Origin of the sequence: Bradyrhizobium liaoningense (assembly GCF_018130825.1) — a bacterium.
Taxonomy (GTDB): domain Bacteria; phylum Pseudomonadota; class Alphaproteobacteria; order Rhizobiales; family Xanthobacteraceae; genus Bradyrhizobium; species Bradyrhizobium liaoningense_B.
Map to the genome: position 1 here is coordinate 1,732,798 of NZ_JAFCJS010000001.1, position 16,070 is coordinate 1,748,867.

21 protein-coding genes and 1 pseudogene are annotated in these 16,070 nt (G+C 64.6%); 8 read left to right on the plus strand and 14 right to left on the minus strand.

The window, feature by feature from the left end:
* Positions 1-103: 103 nt before the first annotated feature.
* From JQ603_RS08415 to JQ603_RS08430, 4 genes and pseudogenes are all read left to right on the plus strand, one after another.
* The gene (locus tag JQ603_RS08415; protein ID WP_183242356.1) at positions 104-490 is read left to right on the plus strand and encodes an EF-hand domain-containing protein; all 387 of its coding nucleotides are present in this window, start codon (positions 104-106) and stop codon (positions 488-490) included.
* 161 nt (positions 491-651) lie between these two features.
* Positions 652-732 carry a pyrroloquinoline quinone precursor peptide PqqA gene (pqqA, locus tag JQ603_RS08420; protein ID WP_012029362.1) on the plus strand — a complete coding sequence of 27 codons (81 nt, stop codon included), beginning with the start codon at positions 652-654 and terminating at the stop codon, positions 730-732.
* Positions 733-757: 25 nt separating this feature from the next.
* Positions 758-1,665, plus strand: a pseudogene (locus JQ603_RS08425) (hypothetical protein).
* A gap of 140 nt (positions 1,666-1,805) precedes the next feature.
* The gene (locus JQ603_RS08430; protein ID WP_018642677.1) at positions 1,806-2,015 is read left to right on the plus strand and encodes a hypothetical protein; all 210 of its coding nucleotides are present in this window, start codon (positions 1,806-1,808) and stop codon (positions 2,013-2,015) included.
* 10 nt (positions 2,016-2,025) lie between these two features.
* On the opposite strand, the gene JQ603_RS08435 is transcribed toward JQ603_RS08430, so the two are convergent.
* Genes JQ603_RS08435 through JQ603_RS08455 form a run of 5 tightly spaced genes read right to left on the minus strand, consistent with a single transcriptional unit; the run spans position 2,026 to position 5,693 of the window.
* Positions 2,026-2,373, minus strand: a complete 348-nt coding sequence (locus tag JQ603_RS08435; RefSeq protein WP_183242202.1) for a hypothetical protein — start codon at positions 2,371-2,373, stop codon at positions 2,026-2,028.
* 24 nt (positions 2,374-2,397) lie between these two features.
* Positions 2,398-3,207 carry a pentapeptide repeat-containing protein gene (locus JQ603_RS08440; protein WP_212338016.1) on the minus strand — a complete coding sequence of 270 codons (810 nt, stop codon included), beginning with the start codon at positions 3,205-3,207 and terminating at the stop codon, positions 2,398-2,400.
* Positions 3,208-3,255: 48 nt separating this feature from the next.
* Positions 3,256-3,984: an ABC transporter ATP-binding protein gene (locus JQ603_RS08445; RefSeq protein WP_212338018.1), complete on the minus strand. Its 729-nt coding sequence runs from the start codon at positions 3,982-3,984 to the stop codon at positions 3,256-3,258.
* Complete coding sequence (locus tag JQ603_RS08450) at positions 3,974-4,711, minus strand: ABC transporter permease (RefSeq protein WP_212338019.1); 738 nt, start codon at positions 4,709-4,711, stop codon at positions 3,974-3,976. The genes JQ603_RS08445 and JQ603_RS08450 overlap by 11 nt, the downstream gene beginning before the upstream one ends.
* Before the next feature lies 1 nt (position 4,712).
* Positions 4,713-5,693, minus strand: a complete 981-nt coding sequence (locus JQ603_RS08455) for an ABC transporter substrate-binding protein (RefSeq protein ID WP_245003515.1) — start codon at positions 5,691-5,693, stop codon at positions 4,713-4,715.
* A gap of 87 nt (positions 5,694-5,780) precedes the next feature.
* On the opposite strand from JQ603_RS08455, the gene JQ603_RS08460 reads away from it, so the two are divergent.
* A complete protein-coding gene (locus tag JQ603_RS08460) occupies positions 5,781-6,140 on the plus strand; it encodes a hypothetical protein (RefSeq protein ID WP_212338020.1) in 360 nt (119 codons plus the stop codon).
* A gap of 120 nt (positions 6,141-6,260) precedes the next feature.
* On the opposite strand, the gene JQ603_RS08465 is transcribed toward JQ603_RS08460, so the two are convergent.
* Both JQ603_RS08465 and JQ603_RS08470 read right to left on the minus strand, forming a co-directional pair.
* Positions 6,261-7,079: a quinoprotein dehydrogenase-associated SoxYZ-like carrier gene (locus JQ603_RS08465; protein WP_212338273.1), complete on the minus strand. Its 819-nt coding sequence runs from the start codon at positions 7,077-7,079 to the stop codon at positions 6,261-6,263.
* A gap of 53 nt (positions 7,080-7,132) precedes the next feature.
* A complete protein-coding gene (locus JQ603_RS08470) occupies positions 7,133-8,056 on the minus strand; it encodes a quinoprotein relay system zinc metallohydrolase 2 (RefSeq protein WP_212338021.1) in 924 nt (307 codons plus the stop codon).
* A 129-nt stretch (positions 8,057-8,185) separates the two neighbouring features.
* Here JQ603_RS08470 and JQ603_RS08475 point away from each other — a divergent pair, with 129 nt between their 5' ends.
* Together JQ603_RS08475 and JQ603_RS08480 are read left to right on the plus strand one after the other, a co-directional pair.
* Positions 8,186-9,070 (plus strand): substrate-binding domain-containing protein, encoded by an 885-nt coding sequence (locus tag JQ603_RS08475; RefSeq protein WP_212338023.1) that lies wholly within the window; start codon positions 8,186-8,188, stop codon positions 9,068-9,070.
* Positions 9,067-9,624: a PQQ-dependent catabolism-associated CXXCW motif protein gene (locus JQ603_RS08480; protein WP_212338024.1), complete on the plus strand. Its 558-nt coding sequence runs from the start codon at positions 9,067-9,069 to the stop codon at positions 9,622-9,624. The genes JQ603_RS08475 and JQ603_RS08480 overlap by 4 nt, the downstream gene beginning before the upstream one ends.
* A 59-nt stretch (positions 9,625-9,683) precedes the next feature.
* On the opposite strand, the gene JQ603_RS08485 is transcribed toward JQ603_RS08480, so the two are convergent.
* The 6 genes from JQ603_RS08485 to JQ603_RS08510 form a co-directional block, all read right to left on the minus strand.
* Positions 9,684-9,983, minus strand: a complete 300-nt coding sequence (locus tag JQ603_RS08485; protein ID WP_212338027.1) for a copper-binding protein — start codon at positions 9,981-9,983, stop codon at positions 9,684-9,686.
* 136 nt (positions 9,984-10,119) lie between these two features.
* The gene (locus JQ603_RS08490; protein ID WP_212338029.1) at positions 10,120-10,734 is read right to left on the minus strand and encodes a hypothetical protein; all 615 of its coding nucleotides are present in this window, start codon (positions 10,732-10,734) and stop codon (positions 10,120-10,122) included.
* Positions 10,731-11,579: an ABC transporter permease gene (locus JQ603_RS08495; RefSeq protein WP_212338031.1), complete on the minus strand. Its 849-nt coding sequence runs from the start codon at positions 11,577-11,579 to the stop codon at positions 10,731-10,733. The genes JQ603_RS08490 and JQ603_RS08495 overlap by 4 nt, the downstream gene beginning before the upstream one ends.
* Positions 11,576-12,382 (minus strand): ABC transporter ATP-binding protein, encoded by an 807-nt coding sequence (locus JQ603_RS08500; RefSeq protein WP_212338033.1) that lies wholly within the window; start codon positions 12,380-12,382, stop codon positions 11,576-11,578. The genes JQ603_RS08495 and JQ603_RS08500 overlap by 4 nt, the downstream gene beginning before the upstream one ends.
* Complete coding sequence (locus JQ603_RS08505) at positions 12,379-13,347, minus strand: YVTN family beta-propeller repeat protein (protein WP_212338274.1); 969 nt, start codon at positions 13,345-13,347, stop codon at positions 12,379-12,381. The genes JQ603_RS08500 and JQ603_RS08505 overlap by 4 nt, the downstream gene beginning before the upstream one ends.
* Positions 13,348-13,355: 8 nt before the next feature.
* A complete protein-coding gene (locus JQ603_RS08510) occupies positions 13,356-14,537 on the minus strand; it encodes an ABC transporter substrate-binding protein (protein ID WP_212338035.1) in 1,182 nt (393 codons plus the stop codon).
* A 60-nt stretch (positions 14,538-14,597) separates the two neighbouring features.
* Here JQ603_RS08510 and JQ603_RS08515 point away from each other — a divergent pair, with 60 nt between their 5' ends.
* Entirely contained in the window at positions 14,598-15,170 is a 573-nt protein-coding gene (locus tag JQ603_RS08515; RefSeq protein WP_212338036.1) for a DUF3280 domain-containing protein, read from the plus strand.
* 39 nt (positions 15,171-15,209) lie between these two features.
* On the opposite strand, the gene fghA is transcribed toward JQ603_RS08515, so the two are convergent.
* The gene (fghA, locus tag JQ603_RS08520) at positions 15,210-16,055 is read right to left on the minus strand and encodes an S-formylglutathione hydrolase (protein ID WP_212338037.1); all 846 of its coding nucleotides are present in this window, start codon (positions 16,053-16,055) and stop codon (positions 15,210-15,212) included.
* Positions 16,056-16,070: the final 15 nt, after the last annotated feature.

A 16,070-nucleotide genomic window follows, 5' to 3' on the forward strand; every position in this document is an offset into this window, starting at 1 on the left:
GTGCGGCGCGCAGGTTGCAATTTCGCTTGAACCGGGGCTCGCCTTGCGGACTTATGTTGCTTTCATCCCGTTCGAATCGGGGCTCTTGGTCTGGGAGGTCATGATGCTATCGCGTCGCTCTGTTGCACTTGCGCTCACGCTTGCAGTTCTGTCCGGTCCGGCCTGGTCGGCATCCGCCGTCAAGATGTTCGATACTGACAATGACGGCACGCTCGATCTGGCCGAGGTGAAGAAGGCCGCTAGCGCGCTGTTCGCAAAACTCGATCCCGATCACGACGGCACGCTGGACGCGCGCGAATTGCGCGGACGGTTGACGGCGAAAGAGCTCGCCGCCGCCGATCCCGATCGCGACGGGACTCTCACGCTCGACGAATATCTGTCCGTGGTGGAGCAGCGCTTCAATGCGGCCAATCCCGACAAGGACGGAACGCTGGATGCAAAGGAGCTCAACTCGCGCGCCGGCCGCGCGCTGCTGCGCTTGCTGCGTTGACGCTTGACTGGGAGCGAAGGCGATTTGCACGAGAGCGAAATTCGCAAGCAATATGCGACAGTTCGCTGTATCTGCGGATCGATTCCAGCTTGCGCTGTGCTTGATGCAGCCCTAGGTTTTGCCCCGCGCGATGTCGCGCTCAATACCTTGGGAGACCCCGAATGGCTTGGAAAGCTCCGAAGATCGTGGAAGTGCCGGTCGGCATGGAAATCAACATGTACGCCTGCGCTGCGCGCAAGTAAGACTGACGGACCTGCCGCGGCTTCGGTGGCGAATGCCATCGGAGCCGTGGTAGTGTTCGCTGGATGCGAACTGGACCCCACATATTTTGGACGGCGGTTGCGTGCATGGCCGCACTCGCGCCGGCATGCGCAGGCGCCGAAGAGGGGTTTGATACCGAGCACATCTTCGGCTTCATGATCGGCACCGACGTCGGCAACGTCGGCGAGCGGGAATTCCAGACCCAGACGACGGGCAGCTTCGGCAAGGGCGGTGGCACCTATCGCGCTCTCGCGCAGGAGGTCGAGATCGAGGTCGTGCCGCTGCCGAACTTCCGCATCGAGCTCGGCGGCACCGCCAGCTGGCACGACATCACCGGCGTTCCTGACATCGACGACCGCCGCCAGTTCAACTTCCAGGGCGCCTCGCTTGATTTGCGTTATCGCCTGCTCGACCGCGAGCGCGCGCCGTTTGGGTTCACGGTCGCCGCCGAGTTCCATGGCGATCGCATTGATGAGACCTCTGGCGCGAAGGGGCGGATGTACGGCACCGAATTCACGCTCGCCTTCGACCGTGAGCTCGTTCCGAACTTCGTCATCGGCGCGCTCAATTTGATCTATCAGCCGGAATGGGCGCGCTTCGAGGTGGCGGGGACGTCCGAGAAGAGTTCGACCGTCGGAGCGGCGTTTGCCGCCCTGGCGCGGGTTCGCCCGAATGTGCTTCTCGGCGGCGAGATGCGCTACTTCCGGCAATATGAGGGCATCGGCCTCGGCGAGTTTTCGGGTCAGGCTCTGTTTGTCGGGCCGACTGCCTATTTCCAGCTCTCCGAGCGCTCCCGGCTGACCCTGAGCTGGAGCATGCAGGCCTGGGGTCGTCCGGCCGGCTCAGGCGGCAATCTCGACCTCGTCAATTTCGAGCGGCATCAGGCGCGACTGGTGTTCGGGGTGAATTTTTAGCGTGCTTGTTTCGTCTCTTCCCACGTGCGGGGAGGGGCGACGGAGGTAGTTCCCCATCCTCACGTCCGATTGAAACTTCCCGCTCCCTGACACGTAACCTATCGTGCTAGTCTCGAGTGCCCCCGCGAGAGGATCCCGGAATGAACCCGATCGACCTTGTGGTGACTGTGTGTGCGGTGCTCTCGCCTGCGACCTGCGAAGAGCAGCATCTGGTGTTCAACTATTCGGGGTCGCCCCGCCAATGCGTGATGGCCGCACCGCCCTACATCGCGCAATGGGTCGGCGAGCATCCGAAATGGCAGGCGGTGCGCTGGCGCTGCGAATATCCGCACCCGAACGACAAGGCTTAAGCCGGGCGGGCTACTTCGTACAGTCCTTCAGATCCTTGTCGGCGATCGAGAACACCGCATCGGCCCTGATCTCGATGTCGCGGACGATGCACTGCCGCGCATTGGGATAGCTGACCTTGGCGTCGTAGCGGCCGGGCTCGACGCCGGTGATGCGCAGCCGCTCGTCGTGGTCGACCTCCTTGTCCTTGTCGTTGAGGCACTGGTTCGGGCCCCAGTCGGTCTTGCCGGCCGGCGAAAGCTGGAAGCCGGAGATCGTCTCCGTCGTGAGATTCCAGAGCCGGATGCCCTTGCCCTTGGTCTGCGCGGCGGCTTCGCCGGCAAGCGTCAACAACGCGATCAAAGCAAGAACCCCACGCATCAGCCAGTCCTCCCAAAGGCGCCGTCATTCCCTGATCAGGCGCTCGCGGTTCTTTGCCTTGTCGAAATTTTTGGCGCGGTCAAGACCGTTCGGTGCGATCAGCTTCGTCGAGACGAGATCGGCGCCGTCGAAATCGGCGTCGATGACGATGGCGCCGGTCAGATCGGCTCCGCCGAGCTGGGCGTTTTTCAGTGATGCGCCGCTCAGGTCGGCGCCCCTGAGGACCGCGAACTCGAGGTCGACGCGCGACAAATCGGCGTTGCGCGCGTTCAGCCGTTCCAGATTGGCGGATCTCAGCACCGCGCGCATCAACCCCATCGACTGGTTGCGCATGTCGGCGCCAAGATTCGCGTCCGCGATCGAGGCGCCGACCAGGCTTGCGCCGGTGAGGTCGGCAGCGATGCGCGCTCCCGATAGATTCGCGCCGTCGAGACGCGCGCGGGCCATTTGCGAGGCGAACAGATTGGCGCCTTTCAGGCTCGCGCCGGTCAGATCCGCATCCAGCAGCCACGCCTGATCGAGGATCGCACGGTCAAGCCTGGCGTCTCGGAGTATTGTCTTGTTGAGCCGCGCGGCGCGGAGAACCGCGTTGGACAGGTCCAGCCCCGAGAGATCGAGGCCCGACAGGCGTTTGCCGGTGAAATCGGCGGGCTGCTTTGGGCTCGCTTTGGCCAATACGGCCTCGACCTCCGGCCTCGTCATTTCGGCGGAGACCATCGCGGGAGAGGTGAGGTCGACGTCACGCATCATGTCCTGCGCATCCGCCGTCGACGCGACGAGTGCAAGACCAAGCGTTGCAAGACCAAGCGTTGCGAAGGCGACCGTCCGCGTCATCATCAGCTCCGCCGCCGGCCTAGTCTAGCACGTCGGCCAGGCGACCGGCTATGAGACATCTCGCGCAGTGCGGTCGCCGTGAATTCGTTGGGCGAGGCCGGCCTTGATCGCCGCAATCTCGGCTTCGCCGCGTGTGTCGCGCGGGATGCCGATAGGCACCTCGGCCACGATCCGCGCCGGCCGCGGCGACAGGAAGAACAGCCGGTCGCCCAGGCGCACCGCATCGTCCAGGCTGTGTGTCACCAGAAGCGTCATCACTGGCCGGCTCGCCACCAGCGTCGCGATCTCGTCACGCAGACGGCCGGCGAGGGCGTCGTCGAGCGAGGCGAGGGGCTCGTCGAGCACCAGGAGATCGGGCTCCACCGCGAAGGCGCGCGCGAGTGCGACGCGGCGGGCCAGCCCCAGCGACAATTCGCCGGGGAAATGGCTGCGATGGGCTTCCAGCTCCAAAATCCTGAACAGCTCGGAGAGCTTCGCCTCGGTGACATCAGGCGCGGCCAGCCGCACATTCTGCTCGACCGAGCGCCACGGCAGCAGCCGCGGCTCCTGGAACACCATGCCGATCCGCGCCTCAGGCGGCCGCGCGATGCGGCCTGCAAAGTCGTGGTCCAATCCAAGGATGATGCGCAGCATCGTGCTCTTGCCGCAACCGGACGGGCCGATCAGCACGCCGACCTCGCCGGATTGAAGCGCGAACTTGACCGGCGCCAGCACCTCGTGCGTTCCGCCCGCGGCACTCCTGAAGGTCTTGCCTGTGATATCGACCTCAAGCCGCACGGGGCCGCCACCTGTTTGCGCGGGCTTCGAACGGCTGCACCAGCAAGGTTTCGATGACGAGCACGACAGCGGCGAAGGTCAGCGAATAGGCCAGCAGCCGCGGCGTGTCGAACAGCTGGAAGGCGACGCCGATCTCGAAGCCGACGCCGTTCGGCCGTCCCAGCAGCTCGGCGACCAGCACGATCTTCCACACCAGCGACAATCCGGAGCGGGCGGAGGCCGCGATATAGGGCGCGAGCTGCGGCAGCACGACATGGCGGAACGCGCGCCAGCGCGGCATCGCGAATACGCTCGCCATTTCGTCGAGCGAACGGTCGAGCGCGCGCGTGCCCTCGCGCAAGGTGACGATGGCGGTCGGCAGCTTGTTGATGGCGATCGCCGCGATCGCGGCGGCTTCAGTGAGGCCGGCCCAGATATAGGCGAGCACGATCACGACCAGCGCCGGCAAATTGAGCAGCAGGATCAGCCAGGGATCGCCGAGCCGGTCGGCGAGCTTCACCCGGCCCATCAGGTAGCCGATGGCGCTGCCGAGCGACATTGCCAGGGTGAAGGCGAGCGCGACGCGGGCCAGCGTCGCCCCGAGATGCAGGAACAGCGCGCCGGTTGATGCTTCTGCGATCATCACCTGAAGCACGGCTGGTGGGGAGGGCAGCTTCGCGCCGCCGACGAGGAGCGCGGCAATCCACCAGATCGCGAGGAACAGGGCGAACGAGAGCAGACGCAGCACCTCAGTCTCCGGGGACTGCGTGATAGAAGGTGCCGGGGTCGAGCTCGGCTGCGGGGCCGACGAGGTCGCGTCCGCCGGTCTCGGCCAGCACGCGGTAGAGCACGCGCGCATCCTTCTCCTCGTCGTCAATGCTCCGGCGCGGAATGCCGTCGCGGTAGCGCTCGCGATAGGTCTTGAGCATGGCCGGATCGGTCGTGCCCGTGAGCGGCGCGACCTTGTCCCAGGCGGCATCGGATGTGACCAGCAGCTGCTTGGCCTTGCGGGTCATCGCGATGAAGCGGGCCACTGCGTCCTTATGGCTCGCGGCCCAGCTCTCGTCGAAGACGTAGCCGACTGCGGCCACCGCGCCCTTGGCGCCGAGCTTCGGCAAGATGTCCTCGATGCCGGCGAGGCGCCTGAAACCCTTGGCCTCGAGCTGGGCACAGAAATTCCAGAAGTTGAGGCTCGCATCCATCTCGCCGTCGAGCGCCTTGGCTGCGATCAAAGGCGGGGCGCCGTAGACGATGGTCGCTTCCGACTTCAGGTCGATGCCGTCCTGCTTCATCCGCGCCTGGAGCAGCAGCCAGCTCTTGTCGATCGCCCCGCCTGCGACCGCGAGCTTGCGGCCCTTGAGGTCGGCGAGCGTCTGAAGCGGCGAGGCTGCCGGTACCATCACCGCGCCGAGCGCGCTGGAATAGGGATAGAAGGTGAGCTTGGCGCCCAGCGCGCGCTCGCGCGACACCCACAGCCAGTCCGACAGGATGATGTCGGCGCTGCCTGCGCGCATTGCGATCTTGCCGGCTTCGGTGCTCGCGAGCTCGGTGACCTCCAGCGACAGGTCAGCCTCCTTGTCGAGGCCGCTGCTGCGGATCGCGGCCAGCTCCCAGGAGAATGTTCCGGTTTTCTGCACCGCAAGGCGAATGGTATCCGCAGCCCCGGCCGGTGCAGTCAGAGTCAGCGCCAGGGTCATCGCGAGCGCCGATATTCGTCCCAAAACTCTCATCACCTTGTGAGCCGCTTCCTCTGACAGAGTGCTTTTCAGGACAATACGCATAGCATAGCTTTGGTCGCAACCAGCGGGAGGACGCGCATGAAACTGGCCGGGCAGCTACGACCGATTGTCGCCGCATTGGCGGTATTGGCGGCGACCGCATGCGTGGCGCGGGCCGGGGAGGCCAATGACTATCCGACCTCGGCGCGCGCGGAATATGTCTATGGCTGCATGAAGGCCAATGGCGAGAGCCGGCAGTCCATCGAGCAATGTTCCTGCTCGATCGACGTGGTCGCCTCGATCGTGCCCTTTGAGCGCTATGTAACCGCAGAGACAGCGCTCAGCATGTCGCAGGTGCGCGGCAATCTCGGCGTGCAGTTTCGCACCTCGGAGCAGGCGAACTCGGCGGTGAATGATCTGCGCCGGGCGCAGGCGGAAGCCGAGGTGAGGTGTTTTTGATTTAGCGCTGTCATTCCGGGGCGATGCGAAGCATCGAACCCGGAATTTCGAGATTCTCAGGTGCGCAATTGCGCACCATAGTTCGGTCCTGCGGACCGCCCCGGAATGACGGCTTCGCTGTTACGTCCCCGGCTTCTCCACGTCCCATTCATTCCGGAACACGTGTCCGTCCGTATCCTTCGCTTCCGCGCGAAAACGCTTGGCGCCGTTGGAGACGTAAGTGAAGCGCAGATTGGGATCTTCCGAGATCGAGATACCGCCTTCCATCGACAGCACCGGGCTGTCGTCCTGGGTCAGCTTCAGCTGGTTGATGAAGAAGGCGGGAATATAGAGCTGCGTGACCTGGTCCATCTGCAGCCCGGAATTGTTGGGGTGGCCGATCATGATCTGCGCCTCGCGGACGCGGCTCGCGGGACCGTCCTCACGAGCGAATTGCCGGTAGCGCATCTGGCCGAGCCGGTTCCTGGCTTCCTCGACGTTCTTTCCCGCCGGTGCGGAGCAGCCGCCGGAGGCCTTCACATAGACTTTCGAGACGTAGAGCTGGCCGTCGCTGAGCTCGGCGACGGCGTGGACGTCGGTGTAATTGTTGACGCGCACGCGGGTCGAGATTTCCGTGACATTGGCATCCGGGCCGAGCTCGAACTTCGCCGCCATCGGCGCCGGGTTGCGGTCGATCACCAAGGTGATCGAGCGGATGCGGCGGCTGTCGGCCGGCGACAGCTTGCTGCGCAGGGTCACCGGCACGATGGCCGCATCCTCGGCGCGATACGGCATCTCGATGCCGATGACGTTGCTGCCATCGTTCATCGGACGGTTGCTGAAGATGTCCTGCACCAGGCCCGGCCAGGGATCATAGGCCTCTTCAGCCCGCGCCGGCATCGCCAAGGCGATGCAGAGCAAGGCGGCGATCAGGGGCAGGCGGCGTGTGCATCCCGTCATGGTCATGGTCTCGCGCGCGCGAAGCAGAGTTGACTCCCAGCGTAGCGCGCCCGCTACTCCCATTCAATTTCCGAAAATGCTGCAGTTGCGTTGCGAGCGTTGTAGTCATCGAACAATTGCCAATGCGGCTGCTCGTCAGCGGCCGCCTTGTCCGCGGCGGTGCGGATCGTCTCGCCTTTCTTGTTCAGCGTGCGGACGTCAGACAGCAGCGTTGAAAGGTAACGCCGTTCATCGACCAGCGCGGCAGGCCATTCGCTCACAGGGCCGTGACCGGGAACGACGCGCAGTGCCGGGATGGTCTCCAACTCCTTCAGCGTGGCGAGCCAGCCGCGAATGCTGCCGTCCATCACCGGAATGTGGCGGAGAAAGACGAGATCGCCTGCGAACAGGGTTTTGCTGGTCTCGTCCAACACGGTCAGATCATTGTCGCTGTGCCCGGCCGGCCATGCCCGCAAGGTCAGGCGGCGCGAACCGAGATCGAGCGTCAGTGTGTCCGTCACGAGCAGGGTGGGCGGCACGATCTTCACGGGATCGATCAGCTCGCCGCCCATGATGCGTCTGAAATTGTCCAGATAGAACGGCCCGCGCGCCGCCAGCGCCTGCGGCAGCTTGCCGTGGCCGACGAAGCTGGTTCCGTCCGCGGCGAAGGCGGCATTGCCGAAGACATGGTCGGGATGACCATGGGTATTGATGACGTAGCGGATCGGCTTGGTGGTGCGTGCCTTCACCGCCGCCAGCAGCGCCTCGCCCTCGCGAAAACTGCCGCCGGTGTCGATCACGGCCACGGCGTCATCACCCACGATGAAGCCGACATTGGCGATATCGCCCTCGTTCTCGCGGCTCATCAGGGCGATGGTCCCGGAGTGTACGAAGATTCCCGGCGCGACTTCGCTCACAGGCAATTCGGCCGCCCCGGCGCGTGCTAGCGTCGCTGCTCCGAGGGACAAGGCTGCGATCACGAGAGCAATGCGAGACACTTTTCCGCCTCAGTTCAAAGGGTTTTCCGCATTGCACTGCAACAAAGCAACGCCAGCACAAAGCTTGGCCAAACATGGCGCGTCATGCGTTGCATGGATAACATTCAAACAAAACGAGGAGGAAGCGCGATGACGGAGGCCGGACGACATCGTCGCTGGTTGATCTTGCTGTGGAGCCTGGCTGCAACCTGCGCCCTGGGCGACGTCGCCATGGCGCAAACGAGCGAGACCGGAGATCTTTCGTTCGAGTTGGTCGATCCGAAAGTGCTGCGCGTCTGCGCCGACCCGCGCAATCTGCCGTTCTCCAACGAGAAGCGCGAAGGCTTCGAGAACAAGCTCGCCGAATTCCTGGCGGACAAGCTGCAGAAGAAGCTCGACTATGTCTTCTTCCCGCAGGCCACGGGCTTCGTGCGGATGACGCTGGGCGCGCATCGTTGCGACGTCATCATGGGCTTCCCGCAAGGCGACGACCTCGTGCAGGGCACCAATCCCTATTACCGCACGAGCTATGCGCTGGTCGCGAAAGCGGGCAGCGGGCTCGATGAGGTCGATACGCTCGAGGATCCGCGCTTGAAGGGCAAGCATGTCGGCATCGTCGCCGGCACGCCGCCCGCGACCAACATGGCGCTTGCAGGCCTGATGGGCGATGCAAAGCCCTATCCGCTGATGATCGATACGCGCTTCGACAATTCGGCGCAGGCGATGATCGACGACCTCGCCGCCGGCAAGATCGATGCCGGCGTGCTGTGGGGGCCGATGGCCGGCTACTACGCCAAGAAGGCTGGCGCTTCGCTCCACGTCACGCCGCTGGTGAAGGAAACCACCGGGCCGAAGCTGGTCTATCGTATCGGCATGGGCGTGCGGCCCGCCGATCAGAACTGGAAGCGGCAACTCAACAAGCTGATCCAGGAGAACCAGGGCGAGATCAACAAGATCCTGCTCGATTTCGGCGTGCCGCTGCTGGACGAGAGCGATAGGCCGCTCGGTGCGGAGACTGCCAAGAAGACGCCATGAGATGGCCGGTTGCCGCTGCGCTGGTTGCCGCCATGCTGGCGGCGCCGGCATTGGCGCAGCAGCAGGAGCCGTTCGAGCCCGAGGGATATCGCACCGACAATTACCGTGCGCCGGTGCCGGCGACGCTTGTCGGCGCGCGGGTGCTGACCACGGCCGACGCCGAGGCGATCTGGCGCGCAAAGAGCGGCACGTTCATCGACGTGATGCCGCGTCCGCCGAAGCCGAAGAACTTGCCCGAAGGCACGGTGTGGCGCGATGCCCCGCGCAGAAACGTTCCGGGCAGCCTGTGGCTGCCCGATACTGGCTACGGCCATTTGCCGTCGGCGATGGACGATTATCTCCAGCGCGGCCTCGCGCGTGCCTCGCGCGGCGACAAGGCCGCGCTGGTGGTGATCTATTGCCTCGCCGATTGCTGGATGTCCTGGAATGCAGCCAAGCGCGCATTGGCGTACGGCTACTCCAATGTTGCCTGGTATCCCGACGGCACCGACGGCTGGGAGCGCGCGAAACTTCCGACGGAGGAGGCACAGCCGGAGCCGCGGCCGGAGCAGTAGTAAGCGAGCGCAGATGCGCTCCCTCTCCCCGCAAGCGGGGAGAGGTGAAAAACCCGGCGCTACTGCTTCTGCAACTTGGTCAGCGTCCCGGTGCCGTTGGTGTCGGTGGCGGAGTACGTCACCCTGTCGCCGGCATGGACCGCATCCAGCATTGCGGCGTCCTTGGTCTTGTACTCCTGAAGCGCGCCGGCGCCGCCGGCGCTGGCGCCGACCGTGCCTTTCTGCATCTGCTGGATCGAAATCGTGCCGTTGAGCCGATCGATCCGCGTGACCATTCCGGTCATGTCGTCAGCGAGAGCGCTGGATGCGAGCATGCTGAGGGCCGCAGCGCCCGCTAGGATGAATTTTTTTGTTCCCATCGAGGTCTCCCGACGTCTGGCGTTGACTTCGACAAGCCATCATAAATCGATTTGGTTCCGGCGGATTGCGCGGCAAAAGGTTAACGTTCCCGAGGCAATCGCGGGAACTTTTCGTGAGCCGTCAGCTTGGCTGACGCTATTCCATTTCCTGCTGGATGACGCGTCCGAGCGCGAACAGGCGCTGGTCGATCGAGGTTGGAACCTCGCAAACGAAGCGCACCACCTTGTGGCGGTCCTCGAAGATGCGGGTCTTCCAGATCAGCTCGTTGCTGAGCGCCTCGACCTTGGCTTCGTCGCGCGGATTCGCGCCCTGAAGGGCCTGGAGCTGGAGCGTTTCCTCGCGGATCTTGTCGGCGGCGTCGCGCTGCTTGCGGCTGACGCGTTCGAGCCCGATCATGACCTGCGAGCGCTGGGCGTTGAGCGTGTCGAACAGGCCGGCGAACAGCAGCTTGGCGTTGGTGGCCTTGTCGGCGGCGGAGCCGGTCAGGAACTCCTTCACCGACTTCTTGGCCTCGTCCAGCGGCGTCTTGCGGGCCGCCAGTTTCGAGACCAGCGCGCTGACCTTGGCGTCGTCCTTCCATTTGGTCTCGGCGTCACCCAGCGTAGGACCGGCCCAGACGGCGGCAAGCGAGATCTCCGGCACCTTTGCCTGTGTGCACGGCCAGTCCGGATAGCGCGGATCGGCCGCGCGCGCGGCCGTGCTCGCCGCAGCGAGCGCCAGAACAGCCGTCGCCAGAACCCGAACCTTCATCCTTCGCCTCCTGCGGGGCCCCGTCGCGCCAGCCCGCGCGAGGGATCATAGGCCAAAATCGCGCCGATCATGAAGACGATTGTGCAGGCTGCGACCACCGCCAGCGAGATCCAGTTGACCTGGCCGTACAGCGCGAAGCGGATCAGCTCGACCGCATGGGTGAACGGATTGGCCTCGCAGAGATAATAGAGATAGGGGCTGCCTTCCTGCACCCGCCAGAGCGGATAGAGCGCGGAGGAGGCGAAGAACATCGGGAAGATCACGAAGTTCATGACGCCGGCGAAGTTCTCCAGCTGCTTGATGCCCGACGAGATCAGCATGCCGAGCGAACCCAGCATCAAGCCGGACAGGATCAGCGCCGGCAGCACGGTGAGATAGCCCGACGGCGGCGGCGTGATGTCCCAGAACCAGGCGATCAGCAGGAACGCATAGACCTGGAGCAGCGACACCGCGGTGCCCGCGAGCAGCTTGCAGAACAGCAGGAAGCCGCGCGGCAGCGGGCTCACCAGCAGCGTGCGCATGTTGCCCATCTCGCGGTCGTAGACCATCGACAGCGAAGACTGCATGCCGTTGAACAGCTGGATCATCGCCATCAGCCCGGGCGCGATATAGACCTCGTAGAGGATGTAGGTCTCGTAAGGTGGGATGATGGAGATGCCGAGCACCTGGCGGAAGCCGGCGGCGAAGATGAACAGCCACACCAGGGGCCGCACCAGCGCCGAGACGAAGCGCTCGCGCTGATGCAGGAAGCGCAGGCCCTCGCGCCAGACGATGCCGGTGAGGCAGGTCATGTACTCCGCGGCCGAGAAGCCGCGCGGCGCATCGCGCGTGGTGATGCTGCTCATGTGCCGCCTCCCGGCATCACTTGCGCGCCGGTCAGGCGCATGAAGGCGGTGTTGACGTCCTGCGCGCTGGCCTCCGCGATGACGCGGCTCATCGGCCCCTGCGCCAGCACCTTGCCCTGGTGCAGCACCACGAGATTGTCGCCGGCCATGATCTCGTCGAACAGGTGCGTGGCCCAGAGCACGCCGATGCCTTGCTCTGTCACGAGCTGGCGGACATGGCTGATGATGTCGGCGCGCGCCTTGACGTCGAGGCCGACGGTCGGCTCGTCGAGCAGCAAGAGGCGCGGCCGGTGCAGCAACGCTCGTGCGATCTCCAGCCGCCGCATCTGTCCGCCGGAGAGGTCGCGCACCTTGCTGCCGGCGCGGTCAGCGAGCCCGATACGGCCGAGCAATTCGGCGCTGCGCGCTGAGGCCTCGCGGCGGCTGATGCCGTGGAGCGCGGCGTGATAGAGCAGGTTCTGCGTCAGCGACAGATCGAGATCGAGCGTGCGCGGCTGGAATACGACCCCGAGCAACCGCAGCGCCTCGCCGGAACTCTTGCTGACGTCATGGCCGAAAATGCCGACGCGGCCGGACTGAATGCCGAACAGCCGCGTGATGAGCGAGAACAGCGTGCTCTTACCGGCGCCGTTGAGCCCAAGCAGCGCGGTGAAGCTCGCGGGCTGCACGTTGAAGGACACGTCCATCAGCGCGCGCCGCGGGCCGTAAGAATGGCTGACGCCGTCGATCGACAGCGCCGGCACCGCGACCGGATCAGGCTTCGGCGTCTCGCGTGGTTCGGTGATCGGGGCAGGGCTGGTCATGGCGCGATCGTGATGCCCCAGGGCAGCTCGCCCACCTGGATGGTCTTGATCACCTTTTGCGCGGCAACGTCGATCACCGAGACGTCGTTCGACACGCCGTTGGTGGTGAGCAGGTATTTTTCGTCAGGCGTGAATGCCATGTGCCAGACGCGCTGTCCCACCAGCAGATATTTCGTCACCTTGCGCGTGGCGACATCGACCACCGCAATGCGGTTGGCGGGGCCGAGCGCGACGAAGGCGGTCTTGTCGTCCCTGGTCATGCCGATGCCGACCGGCTGGATCGCTTCTTTCCGCAACCCCGGGATCTCGAAAGTGACCTTGCCGATCACCTCGTGTTTCTTTGGATCGATCACCGAGACCGTGCCGCCGATTTCCGAGGACACCCAGACTTCCGAAGAATCGTGCTTGAATTCGGCAAAGCGCGGCCGCGCATCGACCAGCACGTTGGCGACGATCTGGCGCGAGCTCGTGTCGATGAAATGCGCCATGTTGGTGGTTTCGGACGTGTTGATGAGCGTCTTGCCGTCGGGGCTGATTGTCATGCCCTCGGGCTCGACGCCGACCTGGATGTCGCCGAGGCGCGCGCGCTTCTCGAGGTCGATCACGGTCACCGTGTTGTCGTTCTCGTTCGCGACATAGAGGATTTTTCCCGCGGCATCCTGGGCGAACAGCTCGGGGTCCGGCCCGGAGGGCAGGCTGTCGACCACGGCCTGCGTCTTCGCATCGATCACCTGGATGGTGTCGTCGTCGCCGACCGCGACCATCACGAACTTGCCGTCACGCGTGAACTCGATACCGCGCGGGCGCTGGCCGACCTTGATGGTCTTGGTCACCGTCCAGCTGTCGGTGTCGATCACCGAGACCGTGTTGCTTTTCTCGTTAGAGACATAGGCGATGAACGCATGCGCGGGTGCCGCCGCCAGTGCCAGTCCGAAGAGAAGCCCCACACGCCACATGCGCAACATCTGCGTCCTCATTTCAGCTTGCATTTGCTCTCCGGGCGATCGTAGCCGAGCGTGTCGAGCTCGGAGACCTGGTGCAGGAATCCTTCCTGCGGCGACACCGACACCACCATGCGGCCGTCGACCAGCAGGATCGGCTGGCGCAGCTGCAGGTTCCAGTCGCGCAAGGTGAGCCGCGTGCCCTTGAAGGCGGCGACCGAGAAATCCGGGCCCTTGATGAAGTCGGTGACTTTCTTGACGTCGCCGGAATTGGTGCGCGAGGTGGCTTCCCCGATCATGCGCACCGCGGTCCAGGCTTGCATGTCGAGCGCGGTCATGCGCCGCGAATTCAGCTTGATGAAGCGGTTCTGCATCTGGATCGCGCCCCACTGGTCCTGCGAAGCGTCCCAGCTGCGCGGCACGAGGCCGGCGGAGCCCGCGACGGGCCGCGGATCCCAGGTGCGATAGGGCAGGTAGGCACCGAACACTTCGCTCTCGTCGGCCGCGACCAGCACGTCATAGGCGGGTGCCTGTTGCGTGAACACCGGCATCTGCCGCTGGATCTGCGTCACGCCCGAGTCGGTGCGCCGTGCACCGCCTTTGTCTTCAAATGTGCGCTCCTGCACGATCTTGGCGCCGAACCGCGCCGCGGTGCGCCGGAGCGCATCGGCGAACAGCTTGTCCTCGTCGTGCGAGCCGACCACCAGCAGCCAGCGCGACCACTTCTTCCACACCAGATATTGGCCGAGCGCATCCGCCAGCATTGCGCGTGTCGGCGCAGTGTGGATGACATTGGCGCGGCAATCGGTCTCGCGCAGCCGCTCGTCGATCGCGCCGGCGTTGAACAGCAGCGTGCCGCGGTCGCGCAGGGCGTCGGCAACCTTCAAGAGCGCATCGGCCGGCAGATCGGCGATGATGAAGCCGTTCCTCTCGGCAAGCGCGGTTGCGGCCTGCACCGCGTCCTCGCCTTCCCTGATGCGACGCTCTTCCAGCGTGAACCGCTGGCCCGTGAATTTTCCGGTGGTGTTGTTGTCCTCGATGGCGAGGCGGGCGCCGGCGACGCCGTCATTCTCGGCCGGTTGCTCGACCAGCGACAGCGTCGATCTGGTGCCGGCGACACCGAGATAGCCGACGCCGATCGTGACAGGGTCGGCCGCGAGTGCGATCGTCGCGGCAAGACTCCAGCCGATCAGGCCGACCAACCATCGGATCATATTTCCTCCAGGCGTTCTCCCCGGCTTGACCACCGGTGGAGAATTGTTTCTGCTTCAAGCATGACCGATTTGTCAGGGCATGCAACCCCGCATTTCGTCGTCGCGGCGAGAGGAGGCGGAATCACGATCATGCGAGCGCTGATATGTTTCATCGCTTTGCTGTTGATGGGCTCGGCCGCGTTCGCCGACCCGCCGAAGCTCGCCGTGTTCGATTTCGAGCTGATCGACACCAGCCTGCCCGGCGAGTTCTACGGGTCCAAGCCGGAAGAAGCGCGGCTCCAGCGCATCAGCGAGCAGCTGCGCAAGGAATTGGCAGACTCAGGCAAGTTCCAGGTGCTCGACATCGCGCCGGTCCGGGACGCCGCCCGTCACGCCAATTTGCAGGCCTGCGGCGGCTGCGACCTCAAGCTCGCCGGACAGCTGGGCGCCGAGCTCGAGATCACCGGCATGGTGCAGAAGGTCTCGAACCTGATCATCAATCTCAACGTCTATCTGCGCGACGTGAAGACCGGCAACATGATCACCGCCGCCAGCGCCGACATGCGCGGCAACACGGATGAATCCTGGACGCGCACGATGAGCTATCTGATCCGCAACCGCCTGCTGGCGCCGAATTACGGGAAGCCGGAGTAGGGGACTCTTACCCTCCCCTAGAGGGGAGGGTAAGAAAGATCACGCCGTCAATCTCGCCGCATGCCAGTGCAGATGATCGCTCATGAACGTCGAGATGAAATAATAGCTGTGGTCGTACCCCGCCTGGGGCCGCAGCGTCAGCGGGATGTTGGCCTTGCTGCAGGCTGCATCCAGCAGCTCCGGCTTGAGCTGCTCCTTCAGGAAATTGTCGGCATCGCCATAGTCGACCAGGAAACCGGAAAATTTCGCGCCGTCCTCGATCAGCGCCACGGTGTCGTGGTTGCGCCAGGCATCCTTGTTGGGCCCGAGATAGCCGGTCAGGGCCTTGATGCCCCAGGGCACCTGCGAAGGCGCGACGATCGGCGCGAACGCACTCGCGGCGCGAAAACGGTGCGGGTTGCGCAGCGCCACCGTCAGCGCGCCGTGGCCGCCCATGGAATGGCCCATCACCGACTGCCGCTTGGCATCGACGGGAAAATTTCCCGCGACCAGCTTCGGCAGCTCGTCGGTGACATAGCTCCACATGCGGTAGTTGCGTGCGAACGGCTCCTGCGTGGCGTCGACGTAGAAGCCGGCGCCGAGACCAAAATCGTAGGCGTTGTTGGCATCGCCGGGCACGTCGGGCCCGCGCGGCGAGGTGTCGGGCGCGACGAAGATCAGGCCGAGCTCGGCGCAGGCCTTGCGGAATTCGCCCTTCTCGGTGACGTTGGCATGTGTGCAGGTGAGGCCGGAGAGGTACCAGACCACGGGCAGCTTGGCGCCGTCGGCATGCGGCGGAACATAGACCGAGAACACCATGTCGGTTCCGGTCGCCTGGCTGGCATGGCGATAAACGCCCTGCACGCCGCCGTAGGATTTGTTGGTCGAGACAGTCTGAATCGTCATGCCCTAAGCTCCAGT